Origin of the sequence: Bacteroides fragilis NCTC 9343 (assembly GCF_000025985.1) — a bacterium.
Classification (GTDB): Bacteria; Bacteroidota; Bacteroidia; order Bacteroidales; family Bacteroidaceae; genus Bacteroides; species Bacteroides fragilis.
Window position 1 is genome coordinate 2,970,119 of sequence record NC_003228.3, and the last position, 21,138, is coordinate 2,991,256.

Genomic DNA, 21,138 nt, shown 5'->3' on the forward strand with positions numbered 1-21,138 from the left:
TTTATTTATTAGAATCGTTCATTATATAAAAAGAATGAAGACCTCAGAAACAACCCGACCTACTCTTTCTTCTCTCCCTGTCGGGAAGAGAGCGGAAGAGGGTACACCCCATAACCTTTTCACCGTTATAGGTCTCGACGACAGTCCTTCGCCTTACCTTTCACCTTCCGTCAAGGCATTGATAGACCAAGGATGTGTCTTTTCAGGAGGAGTGCGCCATCACGACATTGTTGCCCCACTGCTCCCTGCCGGAGCAAAGTGGATCGACATCACCGTTCCTCTCGACCAGGTATTCGCCCGTTATGCAGGACATCCCCATATCATTGTCTTTGCTTCGGGTGACCCTATCTTTTTCGGCTTTGCCAACACGATCCGCCGACGTCTGCCCGATGCGGAGATTCGGCTCTATCCCTCTTTTAACTCTTTGCAAACGCTGGCACACCGATTAGTGATGCCCTACGATGATATGCGCACCATCTCCCTTACCGGACGTCCATGGCATGGATTTGATCGTGCATTGATAGAACGTACTCCCAAGATGGGAATCCTCACCGATCGCGAACATACGCCTGCTACCATTGCAAGCCGGATGCTGGACTATGGTTACAACGATTATACCATGTACATAGGTGAACATCTGGGACATCCGACAAAAGAACTGATTCGCCGGATGACGCTTGAAGAGGCAGCCGCAGAAACATTTGAATATCCCAATTGCCTGATTTTAACTACAGGTGACGGACTGCAATCTGTAAACGGAGGAATACTCTCCCCTCGTTTCTTCGGCATCCCCGACGAAGCATTCGAACTGCTTGACGGACGTGCCCGGATGATCACCAAAGCCCCTATCCGCCTGCTCACCTTGAGTGCCTTGGAACTAAACCGACGGACTTCTTTCTGGGATATCGGCTTCTGCACCGGCTCCGTCTCTATCGAAGCCCGATTACAATTTCCCCATCTGCATGTCACATCTTTTGAGATCCGCCCCGAAGGCAAGCGACTGATGGAAATCAACAGCCGGCGTTTCGGTACTCCGGGCATTACCACCGTCATCGGTGACTTTCTTGAAACAGATACCGCCATTTATCCCTGTCCCGATGCAGTTTTTATCGGCGGACATGGCGGACGGCTGAAAGAAATCATATCCCGGGTCCGGCATAAGCTTCTTCCCGGAGCACGCATCGTTTTCAACTCCGTATCCGAAGAAAGTAAAACGCATTTCATCGAAGCCGCCAACGAATCCGGACTCTGTTTTCTCGGCGGAACAAGAGTCGCAATAAATGAATATAATCCAATAGAGATCCTGGTGGCTTCAGCTCCGGACTCTCCTTATCTATAAAAATATATGAAAACAGCCATTATTGTCATATCAGAAGCCGGCATAGCACTGGCCAAGACACTGGAACAGGAACTTCCCGAATCAGAGATCTTTTCTACCGGCACAGACACAGATTGCCACTCTATTTCCAATCTTCAGGAGGCCGTTCCTGAGATATTCCATAAATTCGATGCTATTATCTTCATCGGAGCTATGGGAATTTGTATCCGTGCCATTGCTCCCCATATTGAAGACAAGCATAAAGATCCCGCCGTTGTCTGTGTAGACAGCACAGGACGTTATGCTGTCTCTGTCCTGTCCGGACATATTGGTGGAGCCAACGGACTGACCCGGTATGTGGCAAGCATTCTGGGAGCCGAACCTGTGATTACCACCCGGAGTGACCGTACCGGTCTTTGGGCCCTCGATACTCTTGGCAAAAAATACGGTTGGCAAACAGTCCCGGCCGAATCATCGGATATGAATCATCTGATCACACTCTTTGTAGATTGCAAACCAACAGCTCTATTACTCGACATTCGCGACGAAGGCACAACACAGTTGGAACATACCTTGCCTCCTCACGTCGATGTATTCTACAAATTTGAGGATATGGATCTCCGGAAATATGACTTGCTCCTGCTTGTCACTCCATTCATTTACAACACCTCCGACACTCCGGCACTCTACTACGTCCCACCGGTATTGCATATGGGAGTCGGACTGGCCCGCGATGCCCATCCGGTGGATACCGTCATTACCCATCTGATGGATGTTGTGGTGCAAGCCAACATGATCCCTCTTGCCATACGTACCGTATCTTCCATTGAAGAAAAAAAAGACGAACCGGTGCTCAAACTACTTGCAGAGGCTTATCAGACCCGGCTTTACACCGCCAGTCAACTCAGCAAAATAGAGGTGCCCACTCCAAGTGAAGTGGTCAACAAGCACATGGGTACTCCCAGTGTATCCGAAGCCTCTGCCCTACTCTCTTCCGGAGGCGGTCCCTTACTCCTGCCCAAACAAAAAGGCGCTAACTTTACTGTAGCCATCGCCATGGACGCTGCCTCCGTACGTCAGGGGCACATCGAAATTGTCGGAGCCGGTCCCGGCGATCCGGAGCTGATCTCCGTACGCGGACGTCACTTTCTCGAAGAAGCCGACCTGATACTTTATGCCGGCAGTCTCGTCCCCCGCGAACTGACAGAATGTGCCAAAGCCGGTGCTACCATACGCAGTTCGGCTTCCATGACTCTCGAAGAGCAATTTGCCTTGATGAAAGAGTTTTATGACCGTGGACAGTTGGTAGTCCGTCTGCATACAGGCGACCCTTGTATCTATGGTGCCATCCAGGAGCAAATGAATTTCTTCGACCAATATGGTATGCATTACCACATCACTCCGGGGATCTCTTCATTTCAGGCTGCCGCCGCTGCTCTCCAATCCCAATTCACCATTCCGGAGAGGGTACAGACCATCATCCTCACTCGCGGTGAAGGTCGTACACCGATGCCCGAGAAAGAGAAACTCAGCCTGCTGGCACGTTCGCAAAGCACCATGTGCATCTTCCTCAGCGCAGGCGTAGTCGATCAGGTTCAGCGAGAGCTCCTCGAGCACTATCCGCCCACTACACCTGTAGCTGCCTGTTATCATCTGACCTGGAAAGACGAACGCATCTTTCGCGGACAATTACAGGATTTAGCTAAGATCGTAAACGAAAACCATCTGACTCTGACTACCATGATTGTCGTAGGCGATGCCATCGATAATCGGGAAGGACTGTCACGACTATATTCTCACCAATTTAAACACTTATTCCGTAAATAATCATGATACTTATATTTGGAGGAACCACTGAAGGACGGGCTGCCGTCAATGTAATCGAAGAAGCCGGGAAACCTTATTATTACTCAACCAAAGGTGACGAACAGGATATCTACCTGCATCATGGCATACGCCTGAGCGGCGCCATGACCCGGAGAACCCTGAAAGCTTTCTGTCGCCAAAACGACATTCGCCTTTTGATAGATGCCGCCCACCCCTTTGCCGAAAAGCTGCATGATACAGTAACCGATGTTGCGCATGATCTCGGCATTCCCTGCATTCGATACGAACGCATTTACGACCGCTCTTACCTCAACCCGATTTTCGAAGACAACTGCGACCCTGATGATTTGCCTTTTAAATTTGAATATGACAATCGGGATCTGTTGCGCGAGTTGAAGAAAGAAAAAGAGGGTCACAGATTTCTTTTCCTGACAGGCGTCCAGTCCATCGCCCGATTCAAATCTTTATGGACCAAGAAGAAGTATGAATGTTACTTCCGTATTCTCGACCGTGACAGCTCCCGTGAAATAGCCCGTCAAGCAGGATTCCCGGAAGATCATCTGGTGTACTATCATCCCGAAACGGAGAATCTGCCCCAACTCCTGCAAGAACTGTCTCCCCAGGCAGTCGTCCTGAAAGAGAGTGGGAAGTCCGGAGGATTCACCGAAAAGAAAGACATGATCCTGGAATATGGGGCAACTCCTTACATCCTTCTCCATCCCGAATTAGAATATTACGATATAACAGTAGACGGAGTAAACAGTCTCCGCCGTACCCTTGAGAAAATGCTGCCCGATTACTTCCCATTGCGTAGCGGACTCACTACCGGGAGTTGTGCCGCAGCCGCTGCCATAGCTGCTTTTCGGAAACTGAAAAATCCCATACTCGAGGATTTTAACCGGAATATCCATACCGTCCTTCCCAGTGGCGAAACGATTGAAATTCCTTGCCAATCCGTATCCGGAACATTCTCCGACGAGAAAATTGAAGTCAGCGCTACCGTCATCAAAGATGGAGGAGACGACCCCGATGTGACCAGTGGGCTGCCGATTGTAACCACTTTAACCCTGAACCTCGCAGAAGCGAAACAGGCTAATAACGCACCTGTACAAACTCCGGAAACATGGGAGTTCGTCTTCCATGGTGGCCCGGGTGTAGGAACAGTTACCCTGCCGGGACTCGGGCTCGAAGTAGGTGGTCCGGCCATTAACGCCACTCCCAGGCAAATGATTATCGACAATCTGAGGAATTGCATCCGGTACTACTATCGATACCTGCCAAACGCTCCCATCCATGTCACCATCTCAGTTCCCGGAGGTGAAGAAGTCGCCGCACGTACTTTCAACCCCCGGCTGGGTGTCGTAGGCGGAATCTCCATCATCGGTACCAGCGGTATTGTGAAACCCTTTTCTTCCGAAGCTTTCGTCCGTTCCATTCGTAAGGAGATGGAAGTGGCACGTGCTACAGGTGCTTGCCGCATTGTCATCAATTCGGGAGCCAAAAGCGAAAAATATATTCGCAATCTCTATCCGGAACTTCCGCCGCAGGCTTTTGTGCACTATGGTAATTTCATAGGCGAAACGATCGGAATTGCAGCCGAACTCGGCATCTCGCGGCTGACCTTGGGAGTAATGATGGGTAAAGCTGTGAAACTGGCGGAAGGGCACCTCGACACACACAGCAAGAAAGTCACCATGAACAAGGAGTTCCTCAAAGAAATTGCCCGACGGTGTGGATGTACCCCCTCCAGCATAGAGGCAATCGACCATATCATTCTGGCACGTGAACTTTGGAACATCCTTCCTGAAACCGAACTGCAGGCTTTCTGTTCCCTGTTGATCGAACAATGCCACCGCCACTGCGATGTGCTGCTCCCCAATGGAGAACTAACCATCCTTCTGATTACTGAAGAAGGAAAAATCATACAGTAAGTTCCTGTCTAAGTTAAATCGGTCATAAAAGATCGATTTAACTTAGACTGACAAATAACCAAGAGCATACCCTGTTTTGAGGTTAATCCACTGAATGTTAGTAATCTCTATTTTTCAATTTCTATTATGATCCTTCCCATTCAATAAAATTTAAACCGAATACAATAAAAAAGCAATATAATCCAAGCAGTAATAAAAGGTTTATTGCATTTATAGAATATAATTATCAAAACATAAAGTTTAATAGAAAGGAAAAAACTTTTATTATGAAGAAAACTTATTTATGGACGGCCATGCTTTGCACGGCAATAGCATTTTCGGCATGCAAATCCAATAAAGCCGGACAGGACACCGCAAGCGAAGCAAAGACTGAAGAAGCAGTTATACCGGGAAGTGATAAAGACGAACACGGTTGCGTCGGCTCTGCCGGATACGTATGGAGTGAAGTGAAGAAAGATTGTATTCGTCCCTTCGAAGCAGGACTGAAAATCAGCGAAACCCAAAAAGACAACGCTACTTACGCCACTTACATCGTATTTGCTGCCGACTCTGTGCAAGCAGAACTCTACACACCCGAGTCTGAAGGAAGTATCCTGCTCGAACGTGCGGACAACCAATGGAAAAACGATACGATCAGCGTCAGTTGCAAGAACGGTCAATGGAGCATTTCTAAACAGAAATAAAAAAACACCTCGCCCCGAAAAAGCTGTCTCAAATTAGATAATCGCTAATTTACCGGCCGGTAACATCGTCATCTCAATTTTTCTTTGCAATGTAGAAGCCCGATCCGGGCGCATCCACTCTACGCAAAATAAGTCCATCCCGGTCAGACTAACCTCGACGGGCGAGGTTTACAGTTTGTATTTGCCCCGATGAATATTTCATCAGGACAAATACAAACTGTCTACAATCAGGATAATGCCGCAATCCCCGTTCCTATCAGATTGGCATTATCCATACTATTAATATGAACTTCGACATCTTCCAGTTCAAGCTCACGAAGAAGTTCCTGCAATTTCTCCATTACAAGGATATTATAGTTTTTATCTTTCCGACTTTCACTCCAGAAAAGACTGCCCTCGGCAATCAGACAAACCCGATGGATATCTCGATTATACGATTTCAGCAATGCGATTAATCCGGCAAGAGAGGCAGCGACGAGCTGGGCCGATCTGTTATAGATCCAATGGGCTACCTGAACATAGATATCTTTGTGTATATCAGGATAATTCATCATAGCAGTCAGTTTCCTTGCATCAAATTTCTCTTCAAATTCTTCCAAAGGGAAAGCTGCTTTCAGGATATCCCCCAGATACATGCCGGATACCGCTTTCTCAAAACGCTGTTTACCCAAACTGTCAGAAGTTGCGTCAACAGTATCGTCCACCGCAGTCAGGAAGGGAGGATAAAAGTTTCCCGATTCCAGATTGACCGGAATCAAGCCTTGTACGTGACATTCCGGGTCCAACTTCGTTATCTTGTCAGACGGAATAAAAGTTGCCATATTTGTACCTGTCCCTACAATCAGGCCAATATAAGCATCATAGCTTTTGTCGGTAAGCCCGGCAAATAAACTGGCAATCGTGTCATTCAGCACTTTAACTCCTGTAAATCTGATTTTATTTTTTTCATTCAGGTAGTCGAGTAAGGGTTTCCCAACAAACTGTCCCACCATTTCCCGAATGTCTACCCCCTTGGTCCAACGAAGCAATCTTGCATCGCCTCCCGGTATCGATTCGGTCGGATAAGAAAAACAATAACCGATAGGCATTTCCTCTTCCCGCTTTATTTCAACAATCAGGTCGGCCAACTCTTTGAACAACTCTTCACGGGTATAACCGGGCGACTTCATAATCGACATATCCTTCTTCCAACCATTATTGGGATAGATGATTGGCTTTTCGGTTGAGAAATCGACAATTGCCACTCTATAGTTGGTACCTCCCAGGTCCAGAACCAAAGCCTTGCCTTTAACATCGGTCGCCTTAGGTAAAATAAAGGTAGGAATACATTGTATTTCAGCATTATTCTTATTTAATCCCTCTTCCACTTTCTCCCGGAATGCGTGCGCGATTCCTTTCAGTTGTTCATTGTCCAGTTTGAAAATATTCTTCTCCATGATATTAATTTTATGTATGGATTATCTTTATATCTGTAAATAACAACTGAAGATGAATTTTGCTCAAAAGACAATTTGTTTTAATGCTTTCATCACAGAGTAGCACAGAGTGGACCCTACAAGATCGACTCTGTGTTACTTTGTGGTAATCAGTCTCCGTTCCTATTCCTGTACACAACGAGTGGTGTATGCATTATAATCTTCAAATGCAGCAACCTCAATTTGATTATTTGAGGGACTGACCTTCAATACACTCTTGGTGTCTATCACATTGATATATCCCTCCTTACCTATATTATTCAACTGTGTTATGAGAGGTGGATACCCGGTGAACCTCAAATAAGTGCGGTTTTCCGTATCGTCATAGTTCAACAACATTCCTCCATCTGACTGCGCAGTGGCTGGAATACTGCTATTATCCCTAACTGTTATCTTGAAGCAACGGTAAACATTAAACAAAAAAAGGAAGCCGAATCAAATGATTCAGCTTCCTTTTTCTCTGAGCGGAAAACGAGACTCGAACTCGCGACCCTAACCTTGGCAAGGTTATGCTCTACCAACTGAGCTATTTCCGCAATGTAGTGCCCAGAACAGGACTCGAACCTGCATGCCTCTCGACACACGCACCTGAAACGTGCGCGTCTACCAATTCCGCCACCTGGGCATTGACTAATCAGAAACCTGCCGTTAAAAAAATGGAGAGGAACAGATAACCGACGTTCTTGTTGAGCGGAAAACGAGACTCGAACTCGCGACCCTAACCTTGGCAAGGTTATGCTCTACCAACTGAGCTATTTCCGCAAAACAACTTTAATACAGAATGTGAAGAGAAGGAGACTCGAACTCCCACGACAGTAATGTCACTACCCCCTCAAAGTAGCGCGTCTACCAATTCCGCCACCTCTCCGATTCTTGATTAAAGCTTTGAACTATTCTCACCTTTGTGCCCAGAACAGGACTCGAACCTGCATGCCTCTCGACACACGCACCTGAAACGTGCGCGTCTACCAATTCCGCCACCTGGGCAAAAGGTTTCCAACATTTCAAAGAGAGCGGAAAACGAGACTCGAACTCGCGACCCTAACCTTGGCAAGGTTATGCTCTACCAACTGAGCTATTTCCGCATTTGCAACCATTGTTTCTCGATTGCGGTTGCAAAGGTAGGCATTTTCTTGATATCTGCAAGCATTCGGAACACTTTTTTCTCAAGAAAATGTGCATTGTGTTTTTGGCAAACGACAAATGTTTTGATTATCAACTCATTCTATCGCGATAATCTTCGTAGGAAAACTGCCTGAAGATTTCGGCTTTGCCATCCGCTGTCCACAGAGCAATGGCAGGATGGTGAATTCCATTAAACATATTCGTTTTTACCATTGTATAATGTATCATATCTTCAAAGACAATTCGTTCGCCTGCCTGCAGTTCATGGTCGAAACTCCAGGACCCCATGTAATCTCCGCTCAGGCAGGAATTGCCCCCGAGACGATAGACAAACGGTCCCTCCTCTCCCATCACCGCTCCGCGAACGGCGGGCTGATAAGGCATTTCAAGACAGTCGGGCATGTGGCAGGTGAAGCTGACGTTGAGAATGGCCGTACGGATGCCGCGGCTTTCGACAATATCCACCACCTCGGAGGTGAGGACTCCGGTTTGCCAGGTGAAAGCCGAACCGGGCTCGAGGATGATACGCAAATGCGGATAGCGCTTTTTCAATCCTTGTAACAAGCCGGTCAGATGCCGGGTATCATAATCCTTGCGGGTCATCAGGTGGCCGCCGCCCAGGTTGAGCCACTTGATTTGAGAAAACCACGGCGAGAACTTCTCTTCAAGATGTTGCAAAGTGCGCTCGAGCTCAAACGAAGATGACTCGCAATGGCAATGACAATGGAAACCTTCGATCCCCTGCGGCAAACGGGCGGGCAACAGATCGGCAGTGATCCCGAAACGGGTGCCGGGAGCGCACGGGTTATAGAGTTCGGTCTCTACCTCCGAATACTCGGGATTAACACGGATGCCGCAAGAGATGCCGCTGCCTTCGGCCACAGTCAGCGGATAGAAGCGGCTGAATTGAGACAGGGAATTGAACGTGATGTGGCTGCTGCAACGCATGATCTCCGGGAAGTCCGCCTCGGTATAGGCCGGGGAATAAGTATGCGCCTTACTGCCGAACTCTTCGAGCGCCAAACGGGCTTCGTAGACGGAACTGGCCGTGGAGTGTCCGATGTACTCCCTGAAAATGGGAAATGAACGCCACATGGCAAAAGACTTGAAAGCAAGGATGATTTCAACTCCGGCATCATCGGCTACACTCTTTATCAGGCTGAGGTTCTTTCTCAGCAGCTCCTCTTCCATGATATAACACGGAGAGGGGAATTGGGTAAAATCTATCATAGTCAACTACAAGGTTCACCACAGAGTAACACAGAGTCTCACGGAGTTTTAAGTTTTTATCAGTGGGATCTTAAGGAGAGAAAAATTTCTCTGTGCGGCTCTGTGTTACTCTGTGGTGAGAATAAATTATTCTATTACTTTAAATCTGGCGAAACGCAGCAACAGCTGTTTATCACCTGCATTACGGAAATGAATGGTAGCTTTGGCATTGTCGCCCGTACCTTCTACGCGAATCACCTCACCCAGGCCGAAGCGTTCGTGCTCGATGGTCTGTCCGGGCTGTACGCCGGCGACGCCGGCTCCGGAAGCCGACGATGGGGAGAGCATAGTCCCACTTACCTTTTTCAAGTTACGGGGGACCGTCGGCGCGATGATCTGCGCCTTCGGCCGTTCGCGTTCCGGACGGTCGGCCGACGGACGGGCAGAGAAGCGTTCGGAAGACGAACGGCGCGAATACCCCTCTTCCATCTCGCGGCGGAAGCGGCCGGCCCCTTCGTCGATGCTCCGGCCTAAAGCGGCCTCCTGCGGAAGTTGCAGGAAACGGGTGTCGATGTCCCGCAAGAAACGGCTGGGGCTGCCGAACTCCATCTTACCGTAACGGAAACGGGTTTTGGCAAACGAGAGGAAACAGTGCTCTTCGGCACGGGTGATGGCTACATAGAACAAGCGTCGCTCCTCTTCCATCGCACGGGGTGAATCGCCCGCCATCCCGCTGGGGAAAAGATTCTCTTCCATCCCCACCACGAATACGTTGCGGAACTCCAGTCCTTTGGCGGAATGTACCGTCATCAGAGTCACCTTCTCGCCGTCTCCCTCCTTGTCGGAATCCTGATCGGTGAGCAAGGATACTTCGGAGAGAAAGTCGATCAGAGAAACGTTCGTGTTCCCCTCTTCCTGACGCATGGCACAAAAATCATTCATACCGTTCACCAGTTCCTCGATGTTTTCTTTCCGGCTGAGATTTTCGGGCGAATTGTCCTGGCAGACTTCATTGATGATGCCGGACTGACGGATGATTTCCGTACCTATTTCATAAGCATTCTTTACGGTCACATCTGCCATAAACTGCTCGATCAGCGCACGAAAATCCTGCAATTTGGTATGTGTGCCTTTATTGATGGAAAGCCCGTACGTAATGGGTTCGCAGAGTGCGGTCCAGAGGCTGACATTGTTATCGGTGGCGGCAGTAATAATCTTGCCCACCGTGGTATCGCCGATGCCGCGTGCCGGATAATTGATAATCCGCTTGAACGCCTCTTCGTCATTGGGGTTGACCACCAGGCGGAAGTAGGCTATGATATCTTTGATCTCCTTGCGCTGATAGAAAGAGAGGCCGCCGTAAATCTTATAAGGCATGCCCCGTTTGCGCAAAGCCTCTTCGAAGACACGGCTCTGGGCATTGGTACGATAAAGGATGGCGAAGTCGGAGTATTCATAATCGTGCTCGCGACGCAGTTGCGCTATTTTATTGGTCACAATGTCGCCTTCTTCCACATCACTGTAAGCCTGAAAGACCCCGATGGCCTCACCCCGTTCCTTCTCGGAGAACACCTCTTTGGGGATCTGCCGCTCGTTCTTTTCGATCAGGCTGTTGGCCGCACGGACAATGGTCTGGGTGGAACGGTAGTTCTGCTCCAGCTTGAAGACTTTGGTATCGGGATATATCTTGGTGAAATACAAAATATTGTCAATGTCCGCTCCCCTGAAGGAGTAGATGCTCTGCGCGTCGTCGCCCACCACGCATACACGCTGATTCTCCTTTGTCAGTTGCAGCACGATGCTGTGCTGTGCATAGTTGGTGTCTTGATACTCGTCGACAAGCACATAGCGGAACTGCTCGCGATAGCGTGCCAGCACGTCAGGAAAGTCGCGGAAAAGGATATAGGTATAGACCAGCAGATCATCGAAATCCATTGCTCCGGCCTGCCGGCAACGCTCCCAGTAGCGGCTGTAGATATCCCGTATGGCAGGCATCTTTGCGGCAAGATCGCCCTCGTACGCCTCCTTGTTGGCTGCGTATCCCGAAGGAGACACCAGGTGGTTCTTCGCATTGGAGATGCGTGCCTGCACACTGCCGGGCTTATAGGTCTTCTCATCAAGCCCCATCTCTTTGATGATGGAACGAATCAGGCTCTTGCTGTCCGCCGAATCGTAGATGGTGAACTGCGACGTAAAGCCGATATGGGACGCCTCGGCACGAAGAATACGGGAAAAAACCGAATGGAACGTACCCATCCAAAGGAATCGTGCACGCTGCTCGCCCACCTGCCGGGCAATACGCTCCTTCATTTCACGGGCAGCTTTGTTAGTGAAAGTCAGTGCCAGGATATTCCAGGGATTGTAACCGTTCTCGAGCAGATAGGCTATCTTATAAGTGAGCACACGCGTCTTTCCGGAACCGGCACCGGCGATGACCAGCGAAGGGCCATCACCGTAGAGCACCGCCGCACGCTGGCTTTCATTAAGTTCTTCGATATAGTCGGGCATAAAATTTATCTGTTAAATCTCTATTCACGGGCAAAGATAGAGGAAAGTTTGGACAACTCCGAACATTTGGGCCCTATATCCTGTTATATATTCAGAGAAATGAAATAAAAGATTTGAATTTATGAATACATTATTAATGTCTTTAATATTTACGACCATGACTTACGAAATGCCTAAACTTCCGTACGCAAACAATGCGCTGGAACCTGTAATCAGTCAGCAAACCATCGATTACCATTATGGTAAACATCTTCAAACATATGTAAACAATCTCAATAGCCTGGTTCCGGGCACCGAATATGAAGGAAAAACAGTAGAAGCCATCGTAGCCTCGGCTCCCGACGGAGCTATCTTCAATAATGCCGGACAGGTGCTGAACCATACTCTGTACTTCCTGCAATTTGCGCCGAAACCGGCAAAGAACGAACCGGCAGGCAAGTTGGGAGAAGCCATCAAACGCGACTTCGGCAGCTTTGAAAACTTCAAGAAAGAGTTCAACGCAGCTTCTGTAGGATTGTTCGGTTCGGGATGGGCCTGGCTGTCCGTTGACAAAGACGGAAAGCTGCACATCACCAAAGAGCCCAACGGAAGCAATCCGGTACGCGCGGGACTGAAACCGTTACTGGGATTTGACGTATGGGAACATGCTTACTACCTCGACTATCAGAACCGTCGTGCCGACCACGTAAACAAACTGTGGGAGATCATCGACTGGGATGTCGTAGAAAAACGGCTGTAACCTAACTCTTTTCACCACGGAGTAACACAGAGTATCACAGAGCTTTTTTTTTGTTAATAATCAACAACCTAAAATCGGCTCTGTGTTACTCTGTGTTTTTTATGGTGAGTTTTGAGAAAGGGCAAAAACAAATTCCGCATGACTCCGCGATGAAATAATCCCCGATTTACTTTCTTCTTATTTTCTTTTTCACTTACTTTGCCTCCGTAAAGACAAAGGGGTGCCACCCGGTGGCTGAGATTATACCCTAAGAACCTGATGCAGTTAGTACTGCCGAAGGGATTGTGTATTTCTTCCGTTTTTTCTTTTTCCCGCACGCACCCCTCTTTGTATTTACTTTCATTTATCCCCAAACACACCTATACGAATATGAAAGTACAAGTGAACAACAAAGAAGTGGAAACAACCGCAAGCACACTGGCCCAGCTTGCCACCCAACTGCAACTTCCCGAAAACGGTGTAGCCATCGCCGTCAACAACCGAATGATACCGCGTCCGCAATGGGACGGATTCGGGCTGCAAGAGAATGATAACCTGATTGTGATTAAAGCAGCCTGCGGAGGATAGCCTATGTTAAGCCTACAATTTATCACCCATCAAACAGAGAATTACTCCTATCTGGAATCGGCGCGCATGGCTCTCGAAGGGGGCTGTAAATGGATCCAACTGCGCATGAAAGAGGCATCGCCGGAAGAGGTGGAGGCAGTGGCACTGCAACTGAAACCTCTCTGTAAAGCTAAAGAAGCGATCCTGATTCTCGACGACCACGTAGAGCTGGCCAAAAAGCTGGAAGTGGACGGGGTGCACCTGGGCAAAAAAGACATGCCCATCGGCGAAGCCCGGCAGATGCTGGGCGAAGCATTCATCATTGGCGGAACGGCCAACACCTTTGAAGACGTAAAGCTGCATCATGCCGCCGGAGCCGACTATCTGGGCATAGGCCCTTTCCGGTTTACCACCACTAAGAAAAATCTGAGCCCGGTACTGGGACTCGAAGGCTACACCTCCATACTGGCACAGATGAACGAGGCCGGTATCCGGATACCGGTAGTAGCCATCGGAGGGATCGTGGCGGAAGACATTCCGGCCATTATGGAAACGGGGGTGAACGGCATCGCCCTCTCCGGAGCAATCCTGCAAGCACCGGACCCGGTAGAAGAAACAAAAAGAATTCTAAACATATAAGGAAATGAACTGAATTCACCACAGAGTAACACAGAGTTCCACAGAGATGGTTTTCTCTTAATACTCCATAAACAAGAAATTTAAAACTCTGTGAGACTCCGTGTTACCCTGTGGTGAAATGAACTCAAAACAAGATCAGAAATGGAAAAGTTAATCATTGCGGGACGTGAATTCAACTCCCGCCTCTTCCTGGGAACAGGTAAATTCAGCTCAAACGAATGGATGGAACAGTCGATACTGGCATCGGGCACCGAAATGGTGACAGTGGCCATGAAACGTGTCGACATGGAGAGCACGGAAGACGACATGCTGAAACATATTGTACATCCGCACATTCAGTTGCTTCCCAACACATCGGGCGTACGCAATGCGGAGGAAGCGGTGTTTGCCGCACAAATGGCACGAGAGGCTTTCGGAACCAACTGGCTGAAACTGGAGATTCATCCCGACCCGCGCTATCTGCTGCCCGACTCGGTGGAGACCCTGAAAGCGACTGAAGAACTGGTGAAACTCGGATTCGTCGTGCTCCCCTATTGCCAGGCAGATCCGGTGCTCTGCAAACAACTGGAAGAAGCGGGAGCCGCCACGGTAATGCCGCTGGGAGCACCTATCGGAACCAATAAAGGACTGCAAACCAAGGAGTTTCTGCAAATCATTATCGAACAGGCCGGTATCCCGGTAGTGGTGGACGCCGGAATCGGAGCACCGAGCCATGCGGCGGAGGCTATGGAAATGGGTGCATCGGCATGCCTGGTAAACACAGCTATCGCCGTAGCCGGCAACCCGATAGAAATGGCAAAAGCCTTCAAGCAGGCAGTAGAAGCCGGACGGACGGCATACGAGGCCGGACTGGGTATGCAGGCCATAGGGTTCGTGGCGGAAGCAAGCTCACCACTGACGGCATTTTTAAACGAATAAAACAATAACCTCGCCTCCGGCCCCTCTCCCGTCGATCACTCTTCGGGAAAAGAATACGGGGCTGAGAGATCCTAATAACGAATGTATGGAACAAAGAATAAAATTTCCCCGCTCTGAGAAGGTATATCTGTCCGGCAAGCTATTCCCCGAAATCCGTGTAGGTATGCGAAAAGTAGAGCAAGTGCCCAGCACAACTTTCGAAGGAGAAAAGAAGGTGATCACTCCCAATCCGCATGTGTACATCTACGATACCAGCGGTCCTTTCAGTGACCCCGACATAGAAATCGACCTGAAAAAAGGCCTCCCGCGCCTGCGTGAAGAATGGATACTGAACAGAGGAGACGTGGAACAATTGCCCGAGATCAGTTCGGAATACGGACGCATGCGGCGGGATGACGGGAGCCTCGACCACCTCCGTTTTGAACATATCGCACTGCCCTACCGGGCCAAGGCCGGCCGGCATATCACCCAGATGGCGTATGCCAAACAGGGCATTGTCACTCCCGAAATGGAATATGTGGCTATCCGTGAGAATATGAACTGCGAAGAACTGGGCATCGAGACCCATATCACACCCGAATTCGTACGTCAGGAAATAGCCGAAGGACGGGCGGTGCTGCCTGCCAACATCAACCATCCCGAAGCCGAACCTATGATTATAGGCCGCAACTTCCTGGTGAAAATCAATACCAACATCGGCAACTCCGCCACTACCTCGAGCATAGACGAAGAGGTGGAGAAAGCAATGTGGAGCTGTAAATGGGGAGGAGACACATTGATGGATCTTTCGACCGGAGAGAACATACACGAAACGCGGGAATGGATCATCCGCAACTGTCCCGTTCCGGTGGGGACCGTACCTATCTACCAGGCTCTGGAAAAGGTAAACGGAAAGGTAGAGGACCTGACCTGGGAACTGTATCGCGACACGCTGATCGAGCAGTGTGAGCAGGGAGTGGACTACTTCACCATCCATGCGGGCATCCGCCGGCATAATGTGCACCTGGCGGAAAAACGCCTCTGCGGCATCGTATCCCGCGGCGGAAGTATCATGAGCAAATGGTGTCTGGTGCACGACCGGGAAAGCTTCCTTTACGAACACTTCGATGACATCTGCGACATCCTGGCACAATACGATGTCGCAGTGTCGCTCGGCGACGGCCTACGGCCCGGATCGACCCACGACGCCAATGATGAAGCGCAATTTGCCGAGCTCGACACAATGGGCGAACTGGTGGTGCGCGCCTGGGAGAAAAACGTACAGGCATTTATCGAAGGACCGGGACATGTGCCGATGCACAAGATACGCGAAAACATGGAACGCCAGATTGAAAAATGCCACAATGCCCCGTTCTATACGCTCGGCCCGCTGGTGACGGACATCGCTCCGGGATACGACCACATCACTTCGGCTATCGGAGCGGCACAAATAGGATGGCTGGGAACAGCCATGCTATGCTATGTGACCCCTAAAGAGCACCTCGCCCTGCCCGATAAAGAAGATGTACGCGTGGGAGTAATCACTTATAAAATAGCCGCCCATGCGGCCGATCTGGCCAAAGGACACCCGGGGGCACAGGTACGCGACAACGCACTGAGCAAAGCCCGGTACGAATTCCGGTGGAAAGACCAGTTCGACCTGTCGCTCGATCCGGAACGTGCATTCTCTTACTTCCATGCCGGACGGCATACCGACGGAGAGTATTGCACCATGTGCGGACCGAATTTCTGCGCGATGCGACTGAGCCGCGATCTGAAGAAAACTCAAAAACAAAAATAGGATGACTGCAACGGAAAGGACAGCGGAATACCGGAAAGCACTCGATGTGCCTATCTCCCAACTGGAGACGGACCGGATTGTAAAAGAAATCCTGGATCGACCGGAGAACTTCGACAACATTTACCGGCTGACGTCGGACGATAAATTATTGGTGTCCTGGCGGGCTTTATGGATATGCGACAAACTGTGCAGGCAGAAGCCGGAGTGGCTGATCCCTTTCAGGGAAGAGCTGACCGGAAGGTTGATGTCCTGCGGGCACGATGGTTCGAAACGACTGCTTCTTTCCATACTCTACCATGCACCCGCAACGAAGGTGCCTTCCGTGGCTCTGCTCAACTTCTGCCTGGACGCCATGCTGTCGCCCCAAGAGAGTATCGGCGTGCAATCGCTCGCCATCCGAATGGCTTACCGCCTGTGCGAGCCCGAGCCGGAGTTGCTGTATGAGCTGCGTACCATACTGGAGAGTACAGAGACGGAAATGTATTCGACCGCCGTAAAATCGGCTGTACGGAACACATTGAAGAAGATTAACCAGAAGAATAAAAAGAAAAAATAAAATGTTTTCAGATGAATTAGAAAAGATTTCCTGGGAAGAGACGACTAAAGCCATCTATTCCAAAACTGACGCTGATGTGCGCCGCGCATTGTCGAAGGAACACTGCGATGTAAATGATTTTATGGCATTGATTTCGCCGGCTGCCGCTCCATATCTGGAGACGATGGCACGTCTCAGCCGGAAGTATACGATGGAACGCTTCGGAAAAACAATCTCGATGTTCGTGCCTCTCTATATTACAAATTCTTGTACAAACTCGTGTGTATACTGCGGCTTTAACCACAACAACCCGATGAAGCGTACCATCCTTACGGAAGAAGAGATGGTGAACGAGTACAAGGCGATCAAGAAGCTGGCCCCCTTTGAGAATCTGTTGCTGGTGACAGGAGAGAATCCTGCCAAAGCCGGAGTGGACTACATCGAACGTGCCCTCTTGCTGGCAAAGCCCTACTTTGCTAACCTTCAGATTGAAGTAATGCCACTTAAAGCAGAAGAATATGAACGACTTACACATGCAGGTCTGAACGGGGTCATCTGCTTTCAGGAGACGTATAATAAAGCCAATTACAACATCTACCACCCCCGCGGCATGAAGTCTAAATTCGAATGGAGGGTCAACGGATTCGACCGCATGGGACAGGCCGGAGTACACAAGATAGGAATGGGCGTACTGATCGGACTGGAGGAATGGAGAACGGATATCACCATGATGGCCTATCATCTCCGCTACTTGCAGAAGCATTATTGGAAAACGAAATATAGTGTCAACTTCCCCCGCATGCGCCCGTCGGAAAACGGAGGCTTCCAGCCCAATGTGGTGATGAACGACCGTGAGTTGGCACAAGTGACTTTTGCGATGCGCATCTTCGACCATGATGTAGACATCTCCTACTCTACCCGCGAAAGCGCAGCCTTCCGTAACCACATGGCTACGCTCGGAGTGACCACCATGAGTGCAGAAAGCAAAACGGAACCGGGAGGATACTTTACCTATCCGCAAGCACTGGAACAGTTTCACGTAAGCGACGAGCGGAAAGCCGTGGAGGTGGATGCAGCACTACGGTCGCTGGGGCGGATACCGGTATACAAAGACTGGGACACGGCGCTGACGCTACCCCAATGCTGATAACTGAAATAAAAGGGAATTTATGGAAAGATACAGCAGACAAACCATGCTTCCGGAAATAGGAGAAGCAGGACAGCTAAAGCTAAAAGCTGCCAAAGTACTGATTGTAGGCGTGGGAGGACTCGGTTCTCCCATCGCCCTCTATCTGGCCGGCGCTGGAGTGGGTACCATCGGGTTGGCAGATGACGACGAAGTGAGCCTCAGCAATCTGCAGAGGCAGATACTCTACACGGAGGAGGAAGTGGGCGACCTGAAGGCTATCTGTGCCTCCATGCGGATCAGCGCCCTCAACAGGGAGATAAAAGTGAATGCCTGTCCGGGAAGGCTAAGTAAAGAAAATGCACGCGATCTGATAGGCCAGTATGACATCATCGTGGACGGTTGCGATAACTTTGCAACCCGGTATCTGCTCAGCGATGTCTGTTCGGAGCTCGGGAAACCGTATGTATACGGTGCTATCTGCGGATTTGAAGGACAGGTGTCCGTCTTCAACTACGGAGAAGGAACTCAACGGAAAACTTATCGTGACCTCTACCCGGACGAAGAAGGAATGTTACACATGCCTCCTCCTCCCAAGGGGGTGGTCGGAGTGACACCGGCAGTAACGGGCAGTGTGGAAGCATGCGAAGTTCTCAAAATCATTTGTGGATTCGGAGAGGTCCTGGCAGGCAAACTATGGACAATTGACTTGCGGACATTGCAATCTAACATATTTTCACTATAAAGGTTGGTTTCTGAGTAAGTTAATTAGTAACTTTGCTAAACTTAACAGTTTAACAAAAGAAATGAAACTTATCGTAGTAACGACGCCTACTTTCTTTGTAGAAGAAGATAAGATTATCACTGCTCTTTTTGAAGAGGGACTGGATATTCTGCATCTCAGAAAACCGGAAACACCGGCTATGTATTCAGAGCGCCTGTTGACACTGATTCCGGAGAAATACCACAAACGGATTGTCACGCACGAACACTTCTATCTGAAAGAAGAATTCAACCTGATGGGAATTCATCTGAATGCACGAAATCCCAAAGAACCGCATGACTATTCGGGACATATCAGTTGTTCGTGTCACTCGGTGGAGGAAGTGAAGAATAAAAAGCACTTTTATGATTATGTATTCATGAGCCCGGTTTATGACAGTATCTCGAAAGAGGGATATAACTCACCCTATACAGCCGAAGAACTGCGCCTGGCAGCCAAAGACAAGATCATTGACAACAAGGTGATGGCATTGGGAGGTATTACGCCGGATAACATACTGGAAGTGAAAGATTTCGGATTCGGAGGTGCAGTAGTTTTAGGAGATTTATGGGGCAAATTCGACGCTTGCTCCGACCAGGATTACCTGGCAGTGATAGAACACTTCAAGAAGCTGAAAAGAATGGCGGACTGAACGAAACGACAACAGACAAAATAAAATAGGGTGATTCTCCTTGCGGAGGTCACCCTATTTCGTTGAAACCTATTTGATTAAAATTCGTAATGGAATCCGAATGTAAGGTCTTCACTGCTTGCGCTAAAGCCAAAACCGTTACCCATATAATCGTCCTTATATCCCAGGAAGCCACATTTGGCAACCAGGCTGAAATGCTGGTTCAACTTGATAGCGATACCCGGTTTCAGACCGATCTCGAAACCGTTTACAGCATCACCGCCATCTTTCACCTTAGTGGTAGCAAAACCAAATCCGCCATCGACAAACAGACGTACGATCTTGTTTTCATAATAAGAAAAACGTGCGTAAGGAGCAATGGCAAATGTGTTTGTCGAGATATGCTCCTTGTATTCATGGTTGAACTGAAGCTCAACGCCCAATGCCCATTGTTCGCTCAGGTTGTATCCGATCTCCGGAGCCAGTTTAAAGGAAGTGGTATTGGCATCATCATTACGCCACAAACCTACGGTACCTCCCATGTAAAGGTCTTGTGCCTTAACAGATAAAGTTGCAATAGCAACAAATAAAAACAATACAATCTTTTTCATCTTCTTAGTAGTTTTAATTAAATACACCTGTTTTGAAAACAAACAAAAGAATAATTTCACTTTTGTTTCGGGGCGCAAAAGTATATCATATTCATTAATTAAACAACTATTTCGATCATTATTCACCGGAGAGCAAAATGAAAAAAGCCGCTTGTAATTGATTTACAGCGGCTTTTCTATTTAAATATTTACCGGTTTCCCTCAGAACTTATAACCTACGCTAATAGAAAGATTCAGATTCTTACCATTTACGTTGTCCATGACATCGACAAACCCGAACTGACCGTCAAGCCCTGCGATAATCTTGCCAAACTCCGCGGCAACACCGATACCAAGACCTACATCGCCACGTTTCAGCAGACCGTCGTCACCAAAGGTATCGACTTCCAAGCGCCCTTTGCCCAGATCTACTTTAGAATTACCCGCGATACCGCAAGCAAAATAAGGACCTGCACTCAACACGATATTAGTATTATCGGCTACTTTGAAACGCGCAGCAGCCATAACCGGCAGTTCCAGATAAACAGCATTCACACTCAGTTCGTCCTTCTTGGCACCTTTGGAAGATACAAACAAAGAGGGTTGCAACGACCAGATTTCATTAAATCCATACTCCATGCCACCGCCTATCTTGAATCCTACTTTGGCATTCATGTCAAAATCACCGGTAAAGTTACTGATATTCATTCCCACCTTGGCATTCCAGCTCACTTGAGAAAAGCCCACAACCGAAACGAGGGCAAACAATACAAACACAAGATTTCTTTTCATAAT

The 21,138-nt window shown here is 48.9% G+C and carries 18 protein-coding genes, 6 tRNA genes and 1 riboswitch; of the genes, 13 read left to right on the plus strand and 11 right to left on the minus strand.

Going from position 1 to position 21,138, the window contains the following annotated elements; all coding sequences use genetic code 11:
* Nucleotides 1-34: 34 nt before the first annotated feature.
* The 4 genes from BF9343_RS12125 to BF9343_RS12140 all read left to right on the plus strand — a co-directional run bounded on the left by BF9343_RS12125 (nt 35) and on the right by BF9343_RS12140 (nt 5,759).
* A complete protein-coding gene (locus tag BF9343_RS12125) occupies nt 35-1,339 on the plus strand; it encodes a bifunctional cobalt-precorrin-7 (C(5))-methyltransferase/cobalt-precorrin-6B (C(15))-methyltransferase (RefSeq protein WP_010993056.1) in 1,305 nt (434 codons plus the stop codon).
* A 6-nt stretch (nt 1,340-1,345) separates the two neighbouring features.
* Nucleotides 1,346-3,145, plus strand: coding sequence for a precorrin-4 C(11)-methyltransferase (gene cobM, locus BF9343_RS12130; protein ID WP_010993057.1), 1,800 nt, complete (start codon nt 1,346-1,348; stop codon nt 3,143-3,145).
* Nucleotides 3,146-3,147: 2 nt separating this feature from the next.
* Nucleotides 3,148-5,076, plus strand: a complete 1,929-nt coding sequence (gene cbiD / locus BF9343_RS12135) for a cobalt-precorrin-5B (C(1))-methyltransferase CbiD (protein WP_010993058.1) — start codon at nt 3,148-3,150, stop codon at nt 5,074-5,076.
* A 266-nt stretch (nt 5,077-5,342) separates the two neighbouring features.
* Nucleotides 5,343-5,759, plus strand: a complete 417-nt coding sequence (locus tag BF9343_RS12140; protein ID WP_005788028.1) for a hypothetical protein — start codon at nt 5,343-5,345, stop codon at nt 5,757-5,759.
* Nucleotides 5,760-5,986: 227 nt separating this feature from the next.
* Here BF9343_RS12140 and BF9343_RS12145 read toward each other — a convergent pair whose 3' ends face one another.
* The 9 genes from BF9343_RS12145 to BF9343_RS12190 form a co-directional block, all read right to left on the minus strand.
* Nucleotides 5,987-7,195 carry a hexokinase family protein gene (locus BF9343_RS12145; protein WP_010993059.1) on the minus strand — a complete coding sequence of 403 codons (1,209 nt, stop codon included), beginning with the start codon at nt 7,193-7,195 and terminating at the stop codon, nt 5,987-5,989.
* Nucleotides 7,196-7,697: 502 nt separating this feature from the next.
* A tRNA-Gly gene (locus BF9343_RS12155) sits at nt 7,698-7,770 on the minus strand.
* A gap of 7 nt (nt 7,771-7,777) precedes the next feature.
* Nucleotides 7,778-7,859, minus strand: a tRNA-Leu gene (locus tag BF9343_RS12160).
* Between the two features lie 64 nt (nt 7,860-7,923).
* A tRNA-Gly gene (locus tag BF9343_RS12165) sits at nt 7,924-7,996 on the minus strand.
* Between the two features lie 22 nt (nt 7,997-8,018).
* Nucleotides 8,019-8,102, minus strand: a tRNA-Leu gene (locus tag BF9343_RS12170).
* Nucleotides 8,103-8,139: 37 nt separating this feature from the next.
* Nucleotides 8,140-8,221 (minus strand) — tRNA-Leu (locus tag BF9343_RS12175).
* A 25-nt stretch (nt 8,222-8,246) separates the two neighbouring features.
* Nucleotides 8,247-8,319: transfer RNA gene (locus tag BF9343_RS12180), tRNA-Gly, on the minus strand.
* 130 nt (nt 8,320-8,449) lie between these two features.
* A complete protein-coding gene (gene nspC / locus BF9343_RS12185; protein ID WP_010993061.1) occupies nt 8,450-9,589 on the minus strand; it encodes a carboxynorspermidine decarboxylase in 1,140 nt (379 codons plus the stop codon).
* 126 nt (nt 9,590-9,715) lie between these two features.
* Nucleotides 9,716-12,076 (minus strand): ATP-dependent helicase, encoded by a 2,361-nt coding sequence (locus BF9343_RS12190; protein WP_005788035.1) that lies wholly within the window; start codon nt 12,074-12,076, stop codon nt 9,716-9,718.
* Between the two features lie 121 nt (nt 12,077-12,197).
* Here BF9343_RS12190 and BF9343_RS12195 point away from each other — a divergent pair, with 121 nt between their 5' ends.
* The 9 genes from BF9343_RS12195 (at nt 12,198) to BF9343_RS12240 (ending at nt 19,774) form a co-directional block, all read left to right on the plus strand.
* The gene (locus tag BF9343_RS12195; RefSeq protein ID WP_005788037.1) at nt 12,198-12,815 is read left to right on the plus strand and encodes a superoxide dismutase; all 618 of its coding nucleotides are present in this window, start codon (nt 12,198-12,200) and stop codon (nt 12,813-12,815) included.
* Nucleotides 12,816-13,021: 206 nt separating this feature from the next.
* Nucleotides 13,022-13,114, plus strand: a riboswitch (TPP riboswitch).
* Nucleotides 13,115-13,184: 70 nt separating this feature from the next.
* Nucleotides 13,185-13,382, plus strand: coding sequence for a sulfur carrier protein ThiS (gene thiS / locus BF9343_RS12205; RefSeq protein WP_005788039.1), 198 nt, complete (start codon nt 13,185-13,187; stop codon nt 13,380-13,382).
* 3 nt (nt 13,383-13,385) lie between these two features.
* Nucleotides 13,386-14,000, plus strand: coding sequence for a thiamine phosphate synthase (locus BF9343_RS12210; protein WP_005793502.1), 615 nt, complete (start codon nt 13,386-13,388; stop codon nt 13,998-14,000).
* A 141-nt stretch (nt 14,001-14,141) separates the two neighbouring features.
* On the plus strand, nt 14,142-14,918 hold the full coding sequence (locus BF9343_RS12215) for a thiazole synthase (RefSeq protein ID WP_005788045.1): 777 nt from the start codon (nt 14,142-14,144) through the stop codon (nt 14,916-14,918).
* A gap of 85 nt (nt 14,919-15,003) precedes the next feature.
* Nucleotides 15,004-16,698 carry a phosphomethylpyrimidine synthase ThiC gene (gene thiC, locus BF9343_RS12220; protein WP_005815685.1) on the plus strand — a complete coding sequence of 565 codons (1,695 nt, stop codon included), beginning with the start codon at nt 15,004-15,006 and terminating at the stop codon, nt 16,696-16,698.
* Nucleotide 16,699: 1 nt separating this feature from the next.
* Complete coding sequence (locus BF9343_RS12225) at nt 16,700-17,254, plus strand: hypothetical protein (RefSeq protein ID WP_005788051.1); 555 nt, start codon at nt 16,700-16,702, stop codon at nt 17,252-17,254.
* Between the two features lies 1 nt (nt 17,255).
* Nucleotides 17,256-18,380 carry a 2-iminoacetate synthase ThiH gene (thiH, locus tag BF9343_RS12230; RefSeq protein ID WP_005788055.1) on the plus strand — a complete coding sequence of 375 codons (1,125 nt, stop codon included), beginning with the start codon at nt 17,256-17,258 and terminating at the stop codon, nt 18,378-18,380.
* Between the two features lie 22 nt (nt 18,381-18,402).
* Nucleotides 18,403-19,104, plus strand: coding sequence for a HesA/MoeB/ThiF family protein (locus tag BF9343_RS12235; protein WP_005793495.1), 702 nt, complete (start codon nt 18,403-18,405; stop codon nt 19,102-19,104).
* A 61-nt stretch (nt 19,105-19,165) separates the two neighbouring features.
* Entirely contained in the window at nt 19,166-19,774 is a 609-nt protein-coding gene (locus BF9343_RS12240) for a thiamine phosphate synthase (protein WP_005788060.1), read from the plus strand.
* Between the two features lie 77 nt (nt 19,775-19,851).
* Here the strand turns inward: BF9343_RS12240 and BF9343_RS12245 are convergent, their stop codons facing one another.
* Both BF9343_RS12245 and BF9343_RS12250 read right to left on the minus strand, forming a co-directional pair.
* Nucleotides 19,852-20,364: an outer membrane beta-barrel protein gene (locus tag BF9343_RS12245; RefSeq protein WP_005788062.1), complete on the minus strand. Its 513-nt coding sequence runs from the start codon at nt 20,362-20,364 to the stop codon at nt 19,852-19,854.
* Nucleotides 20,365-20,565: 201 nt separating this feature from the next.
* Complete coding sequence (locus BF9343_RS12250; protein WP_005788064.1) at nt 20,566-21,135, minus strand: porin family protein; 570 nt, start codon at nt 21,133-21,135, stop codon at nt 20,566-20,568.
* Nucleotides 21,136-21,138: the final 3 nt, after the last annotated feature.